This is a genomic window from Streptomyces sp. NP-1717, from assembly GCF_022695985.1.
Classification (GTDB): domain Bacteria; phylum Actinomycetota; class Actinomycetes; order Streptomycetales; family Streptomycetaceae; genus Streptomyces.
The window spans coordinates 1-16,581 of the sequence record NZ_JAAPBF010000157.1; the positions used below are offsets into that span (position 1 = coordinate 1).

Consider the following 16,581-nt stretch of genomic DNA (forward strand, 5'->3'; position numbering starts at 1 on the left):
GGCCGTCTCGCGCAACGGTCGCCCGGTCCGTACTGTCGATCACCTGTCTAACCTGGACGCGGTACACGATCACTGAGCGGGACGAGGAGTACGACGTGCCGGTACGAGCTGTCCGAGGGGCCGTCCAGCTGGAGCGGGACGAGCCGCGGCACATGGACGAGCAGGTGTCCCTGCTGCTCTCCGCCATCCTGGAGCGCAACAGCCTGGGGGCGGACGACCTGATCAGCATCTGGTTCACCGCCACCCCCGACCTGCACTGCGACTTCCCGGCCGCCGCCGCGCGCGGCATCGGTATCGTCGACGTCCCGCTGATATGCGCGCAGGAGCTGGACATAGAGGGCGCCATGCCCCGAGTGGTCCGCATCCTCGCCCACATCGAGTCCGACCTCCCCCGGTCCGAGATCGCGCACGTCTACCTCGGGGCCGCGGCAGCCCTCCGCAAGGACATCGCCCAGTGAGAACCGCCCTCGTCATCGGAGCCGGCCTGATCGGCACCTCGGCCGCCCTGACCCTCGCCGAGCGCGGTGTCGCCGTCCACCTCGTGGACCACGACCCGGCCAGAGCACGGACCGCGGCGGCGCTCGGCGCCGGCACCGAGGAGCCCCCCGCCGGCCCCGTCGACCTCGCCGTCATCGCCGTGCCGCCCGCGCACACCGCCACGGCCGTCGCCGCCGCGATGCGCGCCGGCAGCGCGCGCGGCTACCTGGACGTCGCCAGCGTCAAGGGCGGCCCCCGGCGCGAGCTGGAGGCACTGGGCCTCGACCTGAGCACGTACATCGGTACGCATCCGATGGCCGGCAAGGAGAGCTCGGGCCCGCTCGCGGCGACCGCCGACCTCTTCGAGGGCCGCCCCTGGGTGCTGACCCCCACGGCCGTCACCGACACCGAGGTGCTGAACCTCGCCCTCGAACTCGTCGCGCTCTGCCGCGCGGTGCCGGTGGTCATGGACGCCGACGCCCACGACCGGGCCGTCGCCCTCGTCTCCCACACACCCCAGCTGATCTCCTCGATGGTCGCCGCCCGGCTGGAGGAGGCCGACGAGACCGCCGTACGGCTCTGTGGCCAGGGCATCCGCGACGTCACCCGCATCGCGGCCTCCGACCCCCGCATGTGGGTCGAGATCCTCTCGGCGAACCCGGGGCCGGTCGCCGACGTCCTCGCGGGCGTGGCCGCCGACCTCGGCGAGACCGTCGAGGCGCTGCGGGCGCTCCAGTCCGCCGACGAGACCGAGCGGCGCGGCGGCACCCGGGGCATCGAGGACGTCCTGCGGCGCGGCAACGCGGGCCGGGTACGGGTGCCCGGCAAGCACGGCGCGGCCCCGGCGTCGTACGAGACGGTGGCCGTCCTGATCAGCGACCGGCCGGGCGAGCTGGCCCGGATCTTCGCGGACGCCGGGAGCGCCGGGGTCAACGTCGAGGACGTGCGGATCGAGCACGCGACCGGACAGGAGGCGGGTCTGGTGCAGCTGATGGTGGAGCCGTCGTCGGCGCCCGTCCTGAGCGCGTCCCTGCGCGACCGGGGCTGGTCGATCCGCTGGTGACGGCGGGACGGCCGTGCGGGGCGCCGGTGTCCGGGACACGCCGTCGGCGGCTGCGCGGGCGGGCTTTCGCGGGGGTGTAAGGCGCGGTCCCAGCACTCGGTAACCTTGTGCGGGGGCGTACTGACGTCTGGGCGTCCGGAAACGACCCCCGAACGTCCCGAGACTCATCCGCGAACCACTTCGCGTTACGACTCCGCGCCCCGTGAACCAGGAAGGTGTCCGCCCCCGTGGAAACCGCTGCAACCGACGCCAGGACCGCCCCGGCCGCCGTGATCGTCGCCATCGACGGGCCCGCGGGCACCGGCAAGTCGAGCACGTCCCGGTCCGTGGCCACCCAGCTCGGTCTGAGCTACCTGGACACCGGCGCGCAGTACCGGGCGATCACCTGGTGGATGATCAGCAACGGTATCGACGTCCAGGACGCCTCGGCCGTCGCCACGGCCGCCGACAAGCCGGTGATCGTCTCCGGCACCGACGCGTCGAACCCGACGATCACCGTCGACGGCGTGGACGCATCCGGCCCCATCCGCACCCAGGAGGTCACGGCCCGGGTCAGCGCGGTCAGCGCCGTCCCCGAGGTACGGGCCGTCATCACCGAACTCCAGCGCTCCATCGCCGCCGGCGCCGGCAACGGCATCGTCGTCGAGGGCCGCGACATCGGCACCACCGTGCTGCCCGACGCCGACCTGAAGGTCTTCCTCACCGCCTCGCCCGAGGCGCGCGCCGCGCGCCGCAGCGGCGAACTGAAGGGCAAGGAGGCGGCGGACCTCGCCGCCACCCGGGAAGCGCTGATCAAGCGGGACGCGATCGACTCCGGCCGCAAGACGTCCCCGCTGGCCAAGGCGGCCGACGCGGTCGAGGTGGACACCACCGACCTCACGCTCCAGCAGGTCATCGAGTGCGTCGTCACCCTCGTCGAGGAGAAGCGGGCGGCCCGGTGAACGGACCCTCCCGGAAGGGCGCGCCGTCCCGGAAGGGCGCGGCGGTCGGCCGCGGCATCGGCATCGGGCTCATGTACGGCCTGTGGAAGCCGCGGGTGCTCGGTGCCTGGCGGGTCCCCGCGGCCGGCCCGGTGATCCTGGCCGTCAACCACTCGCACAACATCGACGGCCCGATGCTCATGGGCACCGCACCCCGGCCCGTGCACTTCCTGATCAAGAAAGAAGCCTTCATCGGTCCGCTCGACCCGTTCCTGCTGTCCATCGGGCAGCTGAAGGTGGACCGTGAGACCACGGACCGCGCCGCCGTCACCGACGCGCTCGGGGTGCTCCAGGGCGGCGGGGTCCTCGGGATCTTCCCCGAGGGCAGCAGGGGCGAGGGTGACTTCGCCTCACTGCGGTCGGGGCTCGCGTACTTCGCCGTACGGACCGGGGCGCCGATCGTCCCGGTGGCGGTGCTGGGGAGCACGGACCGCCGCGGCCGGCTGATATCCGCGCTGCCGCCGCTGCGCAGCCGTGTCGACGTCGTCTTCGGGGACGCGTTCGACGCGCAGGAAAGGGTGCGAAGCTCGGCCAAGGGTGGTGGTGGGCGACGGGAGGGCGGAAGCAGCCGGCGCACGCGGCGGGCGATGGACGACGCCACGCTGCGGATCCAGAAGCGGCTGACCGCCCATCTGGACAACGCCAGGCGCCTCACCGGGCGCCGGGCAGGACTTGAGTAGTGCACCGCGCAGTCGCGGCGCACCGATCACGATGAACGAGGTACGGACTTCATGAACGACCAGATCGACTCCTCCTCCGGCGACGAGCACGGAGAGCTTGGCGACGCCGAGTACTCGGAGTTCATGGAGCTCGCCACCCACGAGGGATTCGACCCCGAGGAGATCGAGGGCGCGATCGACGAGGCCGGTCACGGCCCGCTGCCCGTCCTCGCGGTCGTCGGCCGCCCCAATGTCGGCAAGTCGACCCTCGTGAACCGCATCATCGGCCGCCGTGAGGCCGTCGTCCAGGACAAGCCCGGCGTCACGCGGGACCGCGTCACCTACGAGGCCGAATGGGCCGGGCGCCGCTTCAAGGTCGTCGACACCGGCGGCTGGGAGCAGGACGTCCTCGGTCTCGACGCGGCCGTCGCCGCCCAGGCCGAGTACGCGATCGAGGCCGCCGACGCGGTCGTCTTCGTCGTGGACTCCACGGTCGGCGCCACCGACACCGACGAGGCCGTGGTCAAGCTGCTGCGCCGCGCGGGCAAGCCCGTCGTGCTGTGCGCCAACAAGGTCGACGGCCAGAGCGGCGAGGCCGACGCGACGGCGCTGTGGTCGCTGGGTCTCGGCGAGCCCCACCCGGTGTCCTCGCTGCACGGCCGCGGTACGGGCGACATGCTCGACGCCGTACTCGAAGCGCTGCCCGAGGCCCCGGAGCAGACCTTCGGCACCGCCATCGGCGGCCCGCGCCGGATCGCGCTGATCGGCCGCCCGAACGTCGGCAAGTCCTCGCTGCTGAACAAGGTCGCGGGCGAGGAGCGCGTCGTCGTCAACGAGATCGCGGGCACCACCCGTGACCCGGTCGACGAACTCATCGAACTCGGCGGCAAGGTCTGGAAGTTCGTGGACACGGCCGGTATCCGGCGCCGCGTCCACCTCCAGGAGGGCGCCGACTACTACGCCTCGCTCCGTACGGCGGCGGCCGTGGAGAAGGCCGAGGTCGCCGTCGTCCTGATCGACACCAGCGAGTCCATCAGCGTCCAGGACCAGCGCATCATCACGATGGCCGTCGACGCGGGCCGGGCCCTGGTCGTCGCGTTCAACAAGTGGGACACCCTCGACGAGGAGCGCCGCTACTACCTGGAACGCGAGATCGAGACCGAGCTGGGGCAGATCGCGTGGGCGCCCCGCGTCAACGTCTCGGCGCGCACCGGACGCCACATGGAGCGCCTGGTCCCGGCGATCGAGACGGCTCTCGAAGGCTGGGAGACGCGCGTGCCGACCGGCAGGCTCAACGCCTTCCTCGGCGAACTCGTCGCCGCGCACCCGCACCCCATCCGCGGCGGCAAGCAGCCGCGCATCCTGTTCGGCACGCAGGCGGGCACCCGGCCGCCCCGGTTCGTCCTCTTCGCGTCCGGCTTCATCGAGGCGGGCTACCGGCGGTTCGTGGAACGCAGGCTCCGCGAGGAGTTCGGCTTCGAGGGCACGCCGATCCACATCTCGGTGCGGGTGAGGGAGAAGCGCGGCCGCAAGAAGTGACGCGCGACAGCTGACGGAACATGCCGGTGGGCCCGGCGCGGACGATCTCCGCGCCGGGCCCACCGGCATGTCCCGTACGGCCGGGCGGAGGTCACAGACCCCGGCGGGGCGCCGGCGGCAGGGCGGCCTGCGCGCGGCCCGGCGCGTAGTGCGTGCTCTGCCACGAACCGCTGAACGGGGCCTGCCGGCCCGAGGACGAACCGTGCATCCCCGTACCGAAGGCGGTGAAGCCCAGGTTCTCCTCACCGCTGCGGTCGCCCGGCAGCGTCCTGAACGACCGCAGGTACTCGGAGTACAGCGCGTCGTAGATCGGCGTGGCCGAAGCTCCTGAGGAGTACCCGGCCGGGGGGTCCTGGGCGGGGCGCATGGCGGGAACCTGGGGCTGGTACTGCTGGCGTGGACGGTCGTATGAGTGCACGTAGGTGCCAACGACCCCGTCGTCCGTCGGATGCGGCCTGACCCGCGAAAATGCTGGTCGCGACGGGTGCGGGACCGAACCGGCGGAGGTACGTGCCGGGTCCCCCGCGTGGTCCCGCTCCTCGTCGCGGTGTTCCTCCCCCCGGTGCTGCCCGCCGGGGCGCCCGCCGTCGGGGCCCTCGCCGACGCGGTGCTCGCCACTGCGGTGTTCACCGCCGCGGTGCCCGGTCACATACCGCTCCCCGGCCCGGCGGTCGTCCCCGCCCGGGTGCCCGTCGTCCGTCACGTGCCGGCCAGCGGCATCGCCGCCGCCACCAGACGCCCGTTGGCCGCGGCCTTGTCCAGCGCGTCGCGCAGCAGGTCCTCGCGCGGCTGCTGGCCGATGGAGCCGACCGGGGCGGCGAAGACCAGGACGTTCCGCCACTTGTTCGCGGCGGCCCGCCAGTCGCCGGTGACCTGGAGCGGCTGGTGCGCCTGCCACCAGGCGACGGGGGTGCCGCCGCCGGTGCCGGGCTGGAGGACCGCGTGCAGCTGGCCCATGGCGAGCAGCACCGACCAGCCGGACAGCGTCGCCGGGACCCGGCTCAGATCGGCGACCGGCCGGAAGCCCTGCTCCGCGAGGAGCGGCAGGAACTCGTCCTGCGGGCCGGCCGAACCGGGTCTGGCGATGGGACCGGTCGGTTCCACGACGAGGGCGGGGTGCAGCTGGTTGTCGATCAGGACCAGACCGCTGGTGACACCGAGGACGGCCTGCTCGCCGCCGCCGGACCGCGCCTGGGGATCCCCGCCGGTGATGCTGCGGACGGCTCCCTGGAGCTGGTCCTCCGCCACCTTGACGACCTGGGAGGGGATGCAGGTGGCGTGGGCGAACGCCAGGACGGCGGTCTCCTCGCCGATGAACAGCACCGTGCTGGTGCGCTCGGTTTCGGAGTCGCCCGGGGTACGGCACGAGGTGCAGTCGTAGCTGCCCGGGGAGTTGTCGCCGACGAGCAGGCGATCGGCTTCTTCGTCGCCGATCTCGGCGCGTACGTCCTCGCTGACGTCGAGCATGCGCGGCACGGTTGGCTCCTCGAACTCGGTGCGTGGGCCGGGCTGTTCCCGGCCCGCAAAGAGACAACGGGCGAGCCGTAGCCGGGGTCACGCGCGAAGCGGGACGAATCGCACCGCCGCTGCCCCTCGCACGTACGGGTGAAGCTTCCGGCCGCCCGGCGGCTGCCCGGCCGGTGGTTTCCGCCCCGGGCGCGCGCGGGCGTGGCGGCGCCAAGTGCCCCGACGCGGGCCCCCGGCGCACGTCGCGGGTGCGGCGGGAGGGGCGGATTCCGCGCCTACAGTCCCCCCAGGCCGACCAGGGAGAACCCGGGACAACCAGGGACGAACCAGAAAGACACCTCGACCCATGCACATCTCTTTCCTGCTCCACAACGCGTTCGGGGTCGGCGGAACGATCCGGACCACGTTCAACCTCGCGCGGGCGCTCGCCGAGCGGCACGACGTCGAGATCGTCTCGGTCTTCCGCCACCGCGACGAACCCACGCTCGGCGCGCCCGAGGGCGTCCTGCTCCGCCATCTCGTCGATCTGCGCCGCGACAGCGGCGGTTACGACGGCGCGCACCCCGACATCGGCCGCCCCGCCGCGGTCTTCCCGCGCGGCGACGGCCGGCACAAGCAGTACAGCCGTCTCACCGACACCCGCATCGCCGAGCACCTGCGGTCGCTGACGGCCGACGTCGTCGTCGGCACCCGCCCCGGCCTCAACTGCCACATCGCCCGCCAGACCCGGCGCGGCACGGTCCGGGTGGGCCAGGAACACCTGACCCTGGACAGTCACAGCCACCGGCTGCGCCGCGAGATCGCCCACCGGTACACGCTGCTCGACGCCGTCACCACCGTCACCGAGGCCGACGCGCGCGCCTACCGCTCCCGGCTGCGGCTGCCCGGCGTACGGATCGACGCGGTCCCCAACAGCGTGCCCGCGCCCGGCGTCGCCCCCGCCGACTCCACCGGCAGATGCGTCGTGGCGGCGGGCAGGCTCACCCCCGTCAAGCGGTACGACCTGCTGATCAGTGCCTTCTCCAAGGTGGTGGCCGCACGGCCGGACTGGCGGCTGCGGATCTACGGCGCGGGCGACGCGACCGGCGACGAACGGGCCGCGCTGCGCGCCCTGATCGACGAGCGCGAGCTCTACAACCACGTCCATCTGATGGGCACGGCCAACCCGTTGGAGCCGGAGTGGGTCAAGGGCTCGATCGCCGCCGTCACTTCGAGCCTCGAATCGTTCGGGATGACCATCGTCGAGGCCATGCGCTGCGGCGTCCCCGTCGTCTCCACCGACTGCCCGCACGGGCCCGGCGAGATCATCGAGGACGGGGTCGACGGCCGGCTGGTGCCGGTCGGGGACGTGGACGCCATCGCCGACGGGCTCCTCGCGCTGATCGAGGACGACGAACTGCGGCGGCGTACGGGGCTGGCGGCCATCGCGTCGTCCGCCCGCTTCGACCCGGCACGGATCGCCGAACGCCACGAGGAACTGTTCGCCGCGCTGGTCGACCGCGGCCGCCGGCAGGCGGGGCCGCGCGGGGCGGTGCTGGGCACCGTACGGCGCGGCCGCGGCCTTTTCGTCGGCGGGACGCGGACCGTGCGCGAACTGGCCGCCGCGGCGGTCCGCAGGGGGAGAGCCGGGTGAGCGCCCCCACCGCGCACTGCGCCGCCGACGCGGCGGGAAACATCGTCCTCGACCTCGCTGGCGACCCCGGCGACCCCGGAGCCGCCTCGGAGCTGGTGCTGCGCCGGCGCGGCGGCAGGACACCGGCGGACGAGGTGCGGCTGCGGCTGACCGGACGGCGCGCCGTACTGGACCACGGCACCCCGGTCGCCGAGGGCCGCTGGGACATCGTCCATGTCGCGGAGCACGGCGACCGTGAGGGACAGCCCGTCCGGCCCGGCGCCAGGGACGTGCGCGCGCTGGTCGACCGGGTCCCGGGCGACGGGCCCGTCACCGTCCGAGTCCCGTACCCGACGGCCGACGGCCGCCTCGCGGTGCGCTCCTGGGTCCGCTCACCGCACGCGGAGGCCGGGGCCATCCACCTCGCGGACGGCGCCATGACCGTGCGGGGTGTGCTGTACGGCGCCGAGCCGGGCCACGGCGCGGCGGCCGAGGCGCGGTGCGGTACGGGCTCCCGCGAGAGCGGCACGGCGCCCCGTACGCACCGGGTCCCCCTCACCGGCGGCCCGGGCGGCGGCTTCGGCTTCACCCTGCCGTACGCGGCGCTCGCCGGGCGGCCCGTGACGGCGCGGCAGTTCTGGGACCTGTGGCTGCTGCCCTCGCCCGGCGCCCCCGCCGTCCGGCTCGCACGGATCCTCGACGACGTCTGGGACCGCGGGAACGTCTACGTGTACCCGGCGCACCGGGCGGACGGCTGGCTGGCCGCCCCCTGCTACTCGGGCGACAACAACCTCCGCGTACGGCTGGACCCGGCGGGCCCCGCCGTACGCGGCGCCACCTCGCGGACGGCGCCATGACCGTGCGGGGCGTGCTGTACGGCGCCGAGCCGGGTCACGGCGCGGCGGCCGCGGCCGCGCGGTGCGTTACGGGCTCCCGCGAGAGCGGCACGGCGCCGCGTACGGCCGGACCCGGCGGACTGGCGGCGCTGCTGACGGTTCCGTCGCCGGGAACTCCCGTCGCGGACAGTACCTGTCCTCGACGGCTGCCAGAATCGACGCATGCTGGATACCTCGGCCCGACTGCTCCGCCTGCTCTCCCTGTTGCAGGCCCACCGTGAATGGTCCGGCCCCGATCTGGCCGAGCGCCTCGGGGTGACGCCGCGCACCGTGCGGCGCGACGTGGACCGGCTGCGCGAGCTGGGCTACCCGGTGAACGCCAGTCCCGGCACCGGCGGCGGCTACCAGCTCGGCGCCGGTGCCGAGCTGCCGCCGCTCCTGCTGGACGACGAGGAGGCCGTCGCCGTGGCCGTCGGGCTGCGTACGGCGGCGGGCAACGGTATCGACGGCATCGGCGAGACGTCCGTCCGCGCGCTCGCCAAGCTGGAGCAGGTCCTGCCGGGCCGGCTGCGCCGCCGGGTCGGCGCGCTCAACGCCTTCACCGTCCCCATGCTCCGCGGACCCGGCCCGACGGTGGACGCGAGCGTCCTCACCGAGCTGGCGAACCTCTGCCGGGACGGCGAGCGGCTGCGCTTCGACTACCTCGACCACGGCGGCTCCGCCAGCCGCCGCACCGTGGAGCCGCACCGCCTGGTGTGCACCGAGCGCCGCTGGTACCTGGTCGCCTGGGACCTGGACCGCGCCGACTGGCGTACGTTCCGGGCGGACCGCATCACCCCCAGGCCGCCGCACGGACCGCGCTTCCCGCCCCGTGAACCGCCCGCGGACGATCTGGCCGCCTATGTCTCCGAGGGCGTCTCCACCCGCGTCTACGCCTCTTCCGCGGTGATCCGGCTCCACGCCTCGGCGGAGGAGGCGGCGCAGGCGGTGTCACCGTCCGCCGGTGTGCTGGAGCCGGTCGACGAGCACAGCTGCCTGCTGCGCACCGGGGCGGGCGGTCTCGACGTGATGGTGGTCCACGTGATGCTCCTCGGTATCGACTTCGAAGTGGTCGAGCCCGTGGAGCTGACCGAGCACATGAGGACGGCGCGGGACCGCCTTTCCCGCGCGCTGGGCGACGCTCCGTAACAGCGGAGCGGCCCGGTCCGCGGTCATCCGGAAGGTGTCGTACCGCCGATGACCGTGCGAGGGAGAGGTGAATTCCGCACGGCGCGCCGAATACCGGAGGACGGTCGGACGGAGGAATTCGGGGCGTGGAAAATAGGGTGATCTTCGAGTCGGCCGAATTGCTTATCGCTTACTTACGGCCGATGTTTGAACAGTGGTCCGAAGGCAAGTGGGAGTACCCGAACAAGTGTCGTGATCCTGTGACACAAGTGTGACCGCCGTGGTGCGCAAGTGCGTGGGGACGGTGACCGGCGAGCCGCCGGAGGCCGCCGTTCCGTCACCGTCCGCCGTCACCCGCAGACCGGGCCGGGACGGCCCGGAACGCCTAGGCTGAGTCGTATGGCATCGATACCGACACCTCCGGCACAGCCCGACGACGCACCCGACTCCTATGTGGGCCTCACCGCCCCCGAGGCCGAGCGGATCGCCCGCGAGCGCGGCTGGACCACCGTCAGGGCGCTGCCGCCGGGCGCCGTCATCACCCTGGAGTACCTTCAGGGGCGGCTGAACTTCGAGGTCGAGAACGACACCGTCATTCGCTGCTGGCTGGGTTGACCCGGTTGGACGGGCGACGTCCGCGCGTTCAGGCGTACTTGTCATCACAGGGGAGGGCCCCGGCGCACCCGCGCCGGGGCCCTCCCCTGCCTGCTCTTCCCGCCGGTCAGCCGCCCGCCATCGGCCTCGATCGCGGCGGACGGCGGCTGCCCGCCGGGGTGATCGGGGTCCGTTCGGAACGCGCCGTGGTGTGCGGCCGGGACTGGGTGAGCTGCGCGGTGCTGTTCCGGCCGCTCGTACCGCGTCCCGAGTGGGCCGTGCCGACCGTCGAGCGGCCGGTGTCCTCACCGTCCTTCGCCGGGAGCTGAGGGACTATCACGGGCCAGGGACTGTCGGCCGGTACCGGCGCGACGGCCGCCCTGCGGCGTGCGCGCCACTGCTCGCGGACGGCGAAGACCGCCGCCTCGGTACGGGCGATGGTCGGCTCGAACCACGGCAGGGCGAGCAGGATCAGCAGACCGGCGACCCAGCCGAGCAGCACGTCGCTCAGCCAGTGCGTGCCCAGATAGACGGTCGTCGCGCCGACGCCGAGTGCGACCACGGACGAGCCGATCGACAGATAGCGCCTGGCCCGCGGCGTGGTGGCCAGATAGGCCAGGATGCCCCACGTCACCACGGCGTTCGCGGTGTGGCCGGAGGGGAATATGTCGCCGCCCGCGAAGAGTTCGGCCGATCCGATCTGCGTCGCGTAGTGCGGGCCGAGCCGGCCGAGGCCGAGCTTCACCGCCCCCACGGTCACGTTGAGCAGCAGCAGCGCGGTCCCGAGGACCAGCAGCGGACGCAGCGTGTGCTGGCGCCAGGACCGCCAGCCCAGCCAGGCGGCGATCATCACGGCCGTGGGGCCGCGCTGGCCGAGCACCACGAAGTAGTCCAGGAACGCGTGCAGTTGCTGCCACTGCTGGTACGGCCGGAAGAGCATGATCTTCCAGTCGAGTGTCACCAGCCAGGACGAGACGAGAACGGCGACCACGACGGCGAGATAGAACACCAGAGTCCCGCCGAAGAGGGTCGCGCGGGTACGGCTCATCCGCGGGATCTCTATCTTCGGCGGCTCCGGCTCCCGGTCCAGTCGGGCGAAGATGTCGGTACGCACCCAATCGACGTTACAGCGAGTGAACGGCCGACTCGGTCGTTCCAGTCTCTTTGTGATGACGATGTGATGTGGAGTGTGTCTCGGATCGCTGTTTATCCGAGGCCGTTCCGCAATTTCAAGTGACCTTGTGCCCTATTGCTCGTGGCGCGACGCCGGTAAGTGTCTTTGTGCGCAACAGAATTAGTTCACCGTGGCGTCGCACGGAATTTTCCGACCGCTTGACCGAGGCTTGACCGCACCGGGGTGACCCCCCGGGCGTACGCCGTCCGCCGGCGTAGGCCACACTTCGACGTTCGGCGAGGTGAGATGGGCCACGCTCCGGGCGGACGAACTCGCGTACGCTGTCCGCTCACTCGCCCGTCGATGCCGGGCCGCCCCGGGACATGTCGTCAGAGTCCCGCCGGCCCGCCGAGCGCGAGGGTCTTCACTGGGAGGTAGGCAGATGTCCGGGACCACCACGGCCGGAGCGCGGCTGCGTGCCGCCGTCGGCGGCGGTGCCCATGGTGACGTCAACCGCTGGGCCGTCCTGGTCGTCCTCTGCGTCAGTCTGCTGCTCGTCGCGCTCGACGCGACCGTGCTGCACGTCGCCGTCCCCTCCGTCACCGAGGACCTGCGGCCGAGCGGCGTCGAACTGCTGTGGATCGTGGACGCCTACCCGCTGGTCTGCGCCGCGCTGCTGATCCTCTTCGGCACGCTCGGCGACCGGATCGGCCGGCGGCGGGTCCTGCTCATGGGCTACGGGATCTTCGGGCTGGCCTCGGTCGCCGCGGCCTTCGCAGGCTCACCCGGGATACTGATCGCCGCGCGCGCCCTGCTGGGCATCGGCGGTGCGATGATCATGCCCGCGACGCTCTCCATCCTCCGTACGGTCTTCCCCGACCGGCGCGAGCGCGCCATGGCGATCGGCATCTGGACGGCGGTCGCCGCCGTCGGCGCCGCGACCGGACCGGTGCTCGGCGGGTTCCTCGTCGAGCACTTCTGGTGGGGCTCGGTCTTCCTGATCAACGTGCCGCTGATGGCGCTGATCCTCCCCGTCGGCCGTTTCCTGCTGCCCGAGTCGAAGGGCGGCTGCGACGGCCCGTGGGACGTGGCCGGCGCCCTGATGGCCGCGGCCGGTGTGCTCGGCGTCGTGCTGGGGGTGAAGCGCCTCGGCGCGGGCGCCTCGATGCTCGACGTCAAGACCTTCGGGCCGCTGCTGCTCGGCGCGGTCCTGCTGGCCTTCTTCGTACGGCGGCAGAAACGCCGGAAACATCCCCTCATAGACGTCTCGATGTTCGCGCGGCCGACCTTCTCGACCTCCGTGGGCTGCATCGTGCTCGCCATGCTCGCGCTGGTCGGCCTCCAGCTGATCGCCGTCCAGTACCTCCAGCTCGTGCTCGGCCTCGGCCCTCTGGAGACCGGACTGCGGCTGCTGCCCCTCACCTTCGCGGCCATAGCTGCGGGGGCCACCGGCTCGTACACGCTGCGCAGGTTCGGCCCGCGCCGGATGGTCGCCTGCGGGTTCGTCCTCACCGCGGGCGCCGTGCTGCTGCTGGTGATGATGGGCCAGCACGACCGGCCGGCGCTGCTGACGACCGCCTTCGTACTGCTCGGCCTCGGTCTGCAGTCCACGCTCTTCGGGGCGTACGAGTCGATGCTCAGCGAGGCGCCGCCCGAGCAGGCCGGGGGCGCCGCCGCCATCGGTGAGACGTCCTACCAGCTCGGCGCGGGGATGGGGATCGCGCTGCTTGGCAGCGTCATGAACGCGGCCTACGCGCCCGCCCTGTCGTCGGGCTCGGTCGACGGGGTCCCGGAAGCCGCGGGAGCCGCGGCGGCCAACTCGCTGGGGGAGGCGTACCAGGTGGCCGCCCAGCTGGGTGGTCCGGCGGGGGAGGCCCTGCGGATCGCGGCACGTCACTCCTTCGTGCACGGACTGCATGTGACGCTCCTGGTCAGCGCGGGGCTGCTGCTGCTCGGCGCGGTGGCCGCGCTGCGGCTGCCCCGGGTGATGGACTGCGGAGCGCCGCCCCGCGGCGAGGCCGCGGACATACCGGCGCCGCGCGACGGCACGGCGGTCGGTGCCGGCGCCCCGGCGGGCCGGAGCCACGCGCACCACGGCGGGTCTGGACGGGCGGCGGCCCTGCGCCGTAATGTCGGCGCCGAGTCTAACTAGCGCTGCTAGTTTTACTGGATCGGCGCACCGACGACCACGCACCGACGACCACGCACCGCCAACCGCGAACCCGACACCGCGCACCGACATCCGCGAGCCGCCGGAGGCAGCCCCATGTCCGCACCCTCAGCCTCGAAGCCGTCCTCCTCGAAACGTCCGCCCTTCGACCCGCGCGATCCTCTCGGCCTCGACGATCTGCTGGACCCCGAGGACCTGGCCGTCCGCGACACGATGCGCTCATGGGCCACCGACCGGGTCATGCCGCACATCGCCGAGTGGTACGAGCGCGGTGAGCTGCCCGGCATCCGCGAGCTGAGCCGTGAGCTGGGCTCCATCGGCGCGCTCGGCATGTCGCTCCAGGGCTACGGCTGCGCGGGCGCTACCGCCGTCCAGTACGGACTCGCCTGTCTGGAGCTGGAGGCCGCCGACTCCGGGATCCGCTCGCTCGTCTCCGTCCAGGGCTCGCTCGCCATGTACGCGATCCACCGGTTCGGCTCCGAGGAGCAGAAGCGGCGCTGGCTCCCGGGCATGGCGGCCGGCGAGATCATCGGCTGCTTCGGTCTCACCGAGCCCGACCACGGCTCCGACCCGGCCGGGATGCGCACGTACGCCAAGCGCGAGGGCACCGACTGGGTGCTCACCGGCCGCAAGATGTGGATCACCAACGGCTCGGTCGCGGGCGTCGCCGTCGTCTGGGCCCGGACGGACGACGGAATCCGGGGCTTTCTCGTCCCGGCAGGCAGCCCCGGCTTCTCGGCGCCCGAGATCAGGCACAAGTGGTCGCTGCGGGCCTCGGTCACCAGCGAACTGGTCATGGACGGGGTACGGCTCCCGGCCGACGCCGTACTCCCCGAGGTCACCGGCCTGCGCGGGCCCCTCAGCTGTCTGAGCCACGCCCGCTACGGGATCGTCTGGGGCTCGATGGGCGCGGCGCGCGCCAGTTTCGAATCGGCGGTGGAGTACGCGAAGAGCCGGGAACAGTTCGGCAGGCCGATCGGCGGCTTCCAGCTCACCCAGGCCAAGCTCGCCGACATGGCGGTCGAACTCCACAAGGGCATCCTGCTCGCGCACCATCTCGGCCGGCGGCTGGACGCGGGGAAGCTCCTTCCCGAGCAGGTCAGCTTCGGGAAGCTCAACAATGTGCGGGAGGCGATCGAGATCTGCCGTACCTCGCGCACGATCCTCGGGGCCAACGGGATCTCCCTCGAATATCCCGTGATGCGGCACGCGACGAATCTGGAGTCGGTGCTCACCTACGAGGGCACCGTCGAGATGCACCAGCTGGTGCTGGGCAAGGCACTCACCGGTCTCGATGCCTTCCGGTGACCGGGGTGACCCGGTGAGCGCCCCGCTCAGCTCTGGTTGAAGAAGCCGTCCCGCTGGTGTGCCTGCGACTCCCCGCTGACGATCTCGGTGTGGGCGGGGGTCAGCAGGAACACCCGGGTGGCGACACGGTCGATCGAGCCGCGGAGACCGAAGATCAGTCCGGCGGCGAAGTCGACGACACGCTTGGCGTCGGCGGGCTCCATCGCGGTGAGGTTCAGGATGACGGGGACGCCCTCGCGGAAGAGTTCGCCGATGCCACGCGCGTCCCGGAAGCTCTCCGGGGAGACGGTGGCGATCCTGCGCTCCTGTTCCGGAGCGGCCTCGGCGGCGATCCGCACACGCGGATCGGTCTTCCAGGTGTCGTTGTTCTCGGCACCCTCGGAGTAATCGTCGTCGTAGTAACGCTCGTCGTTGTCCTCAACGAGGCCCAGCCAGGCACTCGCCTTGCGCACCGATCCCATGGACGCCTCCTTTCACCGCGGTCGCTTGTGGTTCCGCATCCCTATGGTTGTCCATGATGCGGATTGCGCGCCAAGTGGATTGTCGCCGCGCAGGGGGTTCGTGACGGTACTGGTGCAGAAGATATGGTGATTCGTCAGGTTTCTTCCTGTGTACGGGCCCTGACGTACCGAAAATATGAAAGTCCGGCCAGACGGGTGACGGTGGGGACGTTCGGGTGAAACCGATGGCTCGATACGATGCCTGACGCACCGTCGTACGACTCCTGGGGGAACCGTCGTGTTCGGAATTGTCAGGCCCTGCAGCCACCGGCTCTCGGAGGGGCTCAAGACCGAGTGGATGGCTCATCTGTGCGGTCTCTGCCTGGCACTTCGCTCGGATCACGGACAGTTCTCCCGCATCGTCACCAACTACGACGGCCTGATTGTCTCCGTTCTGACGGAGGCTCAGTCCGAGCGTGCCACCGGATGGCGCCGCACAGCTGGCCCCTGCCCACTTCGCGGCATGCGAACCGCTCCGGTGGCGAAAGGTGAGGGAGCGCGTCTCGCCGCGGCCGTCTCGCTGGTGCTCGCCTCGGCCAAGGTGCGGGACCACGTGGCCGACGGGGACGGGGTGTTGAAGCGCCGTCCGGTGGCGGTCGCCGCGCGCCGGATAGCCGGCGGCTGGGACCGCGCCGGCGCGCGTACCGGCGCGGAGCTGGGCTTCGACACGGCGGTACTCGTCGACGCCGTCGACCGGCAGACCGGCATCGAGGCGCTCGCCGGACCGGGCACCTCGCTGCTCACCGTCACCGAGCCGACCGAGACGGCGACGGCCGCCGCGTTCGCGCACACCGCCGTACTCGCGGGCCGGCCCGGCAACATGGCGCCGCTCGCCGAGGCGGGCCGGCTCTTCGGGCGGCTCGCGCATCTGCTGGACGCCGTGGAGGACCGGGACGCCGACGCCGCGTCGGGCTCCTGGAACCCGCTCACGGCGACCGGCACCTCGCTCGCCGAGGCGCGCAGGCTCGCGGACGACGCGCTGCACGGCATCCGGCTGGCGCTGCGCGACGCGGAGTTCGTCGACGACAAACTGGCCCACGTACTGCTGGCCCACGAGTTGCGCACCTCGGTCGACCGCGCCTTCGGGACGTCGTC

The 16,581-nt window shown here is 72.3% G+C and carries 16 protein-coding genes; 12 read left to right on the forward strand and 4 right to left on the reverse strand.

Translation table 11 applies throughout. From position 1 onward, the window contains the following. The first annotated feature begins 95 nt into the window (after positions 1–95). The 5 genes from aroH to der all read left to right on the forward strand — a co-directional run bounded on the left by aroH (position 96) and on the right by der (position 4,718). Entirely contained in the window at positions 96–458 is a 363-nt protein-coding gene (aroH, locus tag GXP76_RS25405) for a chorismate mutase (protein WP_242573919.1), read from the forward strand. Further along, positions 455–1,540, forward strand: coding sequence for a prephenate dehydrogenase (locus tag GXP76_RS25410; protein WP_242573920.1), 1,086 nt, complete (start codon positions 455–457; stop codon positions 1,538–1,540). The genes aroH and GXP76_RS25410 overlap by 4 nt, the downstream gene beginning before the upstream one ends. Before the next feature lie 215 nt (positions 1,541–1,755). Beyond that, positions 1,756–2,481, forward strand: coding sequence for a (d)CMP kinase (cmk, locus tag GXP76_RS25415; RefSeq protein ID WP_242573921.1), 726 nt, complete (start codon positions 1,756–1,758; stop codon positions 2,479–2,481). After that, positions 2,439–3,200, forward strand: a complete 762-nt coding sequence (locus GXP76_RS25420; protein ID WP_242573922.1) for a 1-acyl-sn-glycerol-3-phosphate acyltransferase — start codon at positions 2,439–2,441, stop codon at positions 3,198–3,200. Before cmk ends, GXP76_RS25420 begins: the two co-directional genes overlap by 43 nt. Before the next feature lie 51 nt (positions 3,201–3,251). Next, positions 3,252–4,718 carry a ribosome biogenesis GTPase Der gene (der, locus tag GXP76_RS25425; protein ID WP_242573923.1) on the forward strand — a complete coding sequence of 489 codons (1,467 nt, stop codon included), beginning with the start codon at positions 3,252–3,254 and terminating at the stop codon, positions 4,716–4,718. Between the two features lie 91 nt (positions 4,719–4,809). On the opposite strand, the gene GXP76_RS35925 is transcribed toward der, so the two are convergent. Both GXP76_RS35925 and GXP76_RS25435 read right to left on the reverse strand, forming a co-directional pair. Beyond that, positions 4,810–5,367: a hypothetical protein gene (locus tag GXP76_RS35925; RefSeq protein WP_308354207.1), complete on the reverse strand. Its 558-nt coding sequence runs from the start codon at positions 5,365–5,367 to the stop codon at positions 4,810–4,812. A 50-nt stretch (positions 5,368–5,417) separates the two neighbouring features. Then, the gene (locus GXP76_RS25435) at positions 5,418–6,194 is read right to left on the reverse strand and encodes a hypothetical protein (RefSeq protein ID WP_242573924.1); all 777 of its coding nucleotides are present in this window, start codon (positions 6,192–6,194) and stop codon (positions 5,418–5,420) included. A 337-nt stretch (positions 6,195–6,531) separates the two neighbouring features. Here GXP76_RS25435 and GXP76_RS25440 point away from each other — a divergent pair, with 337 nt between their 5' ends. From GXP76_RS25440 to GXP76_RS25455, 4 genes are all read left to right on the forward strand, one after another. Beyond that, positions 6,532–7,818 carry a glycosyltransferase family 4 protein gene (locus GXP76_RS25440; RefSeq protein ID WP_242573925.1) on the forward strand — a complete coding sequence of 429 codons (1,287 nt, stop codon included), beginning with the start codon at positions 6,532–6,534 and terminating at the stop codon, positions 7,816–7,818. Then, complete coding sequence (locus GXP76_RS25445; RefSeq protein WP_242573926.1) at positions 7,815–8,654, forward strand: hypothetical protein; 840 nt, start codon at positions 7,815–7,817, stop codon at positions 8,652–8,654. Before GXP76_RS25440 ends, GXP76_RS25445 begins: the two co-directional genes overlap by 4 nt. A 201-nt stretch (positions 8,655–8,855) precedes the next feature. Then, a complete protein-coding gene (locus tag GXP76_RS25450; protein ID WP_242573927.1) occupies positions 8,856–9,821 on the forward strand; it encodes a YafY family protein in 966 nt (321 codons plus the stop codon). Positions 9,822–10,199: 378 nt separating this feature from the next. Beyond that, positions 10,200–10,415: an I78 family peptidase inhibitor gene (locus GXP76_RS25455; RefSeq protein ID WP_242573928.1), complete on the forward strand. Its 216-nt coding sequence runs from the start codon at positions 10,200–10,202 to the stop codon at positions 10,413–10,415. Between the two features lie 106 nt (positions 10,416–10,521). Here GXP76_RS25455 and GXP76_RS25460 read toward each other — a convergent pair whose 3' ends face one another. Then, positions 10,522–11,508, reverse strand: coding sequence for a phosphatase PAP2 family protein (locus GXP76_RS25460; RefSeq protein WP_242573929.1), 987 nt, complete (start codon positions 11,506–11,508; stop codon positions 10,522–10,524). 442 nt (positions 11,509–11,950) lie between these two features. Here GXP76_RS25460 and GXP76_RS25465 point away from each other — a divergent pair, with 442 nt between their 5' ends. Then, positions 11,951–13,660, forward strand: a complete 1,710-nt coding sequence (locus GXP76_RS25465) for an MFS transporter (protein WP_242573930.1) — start codon at positions 11,951–11,953, stop codon at positions 13,658–13,660. A gap of 114 nt (positions 13,661–13,774) precedes the next feature. Then, positions 13,775–14,986, forward strand: a complete 1,212-nt coding sequence (locus tag GXP76_RS25470) for an acyl-CoA dehydrogenase family protein (protein WP_242573931.1) — start codon at positions 13,775–13,777, stop codon at positions 14,984–14,986. A gap of 26 nt (positions 14,987–15,012) precedes the next feature. Here GXP76_RS25470 and GXP76_RS25475 read toward each other — a convergent pair whose 3' ends face one another. After that, a complete protein-coding gene (locus tag GXP76_RS25475; protein ID WP_242573932.1) occupies positions 15,013–15,447 on the reverse strand; it encodes a cell division protein SepF in 435 nt (144 codons plus the stop codon). Positions 15,448–15,724: 277 nt separating this feature from the next. On the opposite strand from GXP76_RS25475, the gene GXP76_RS25480 reads away from it, so the two are divergent. After that, on the forward strand, positions 15,725–16,581 hold an 857-nt coding region (locus GXP76_RS25480; protein ID WP_242573933.1), incomplete at its 3' end, for a DUF5685 family protein.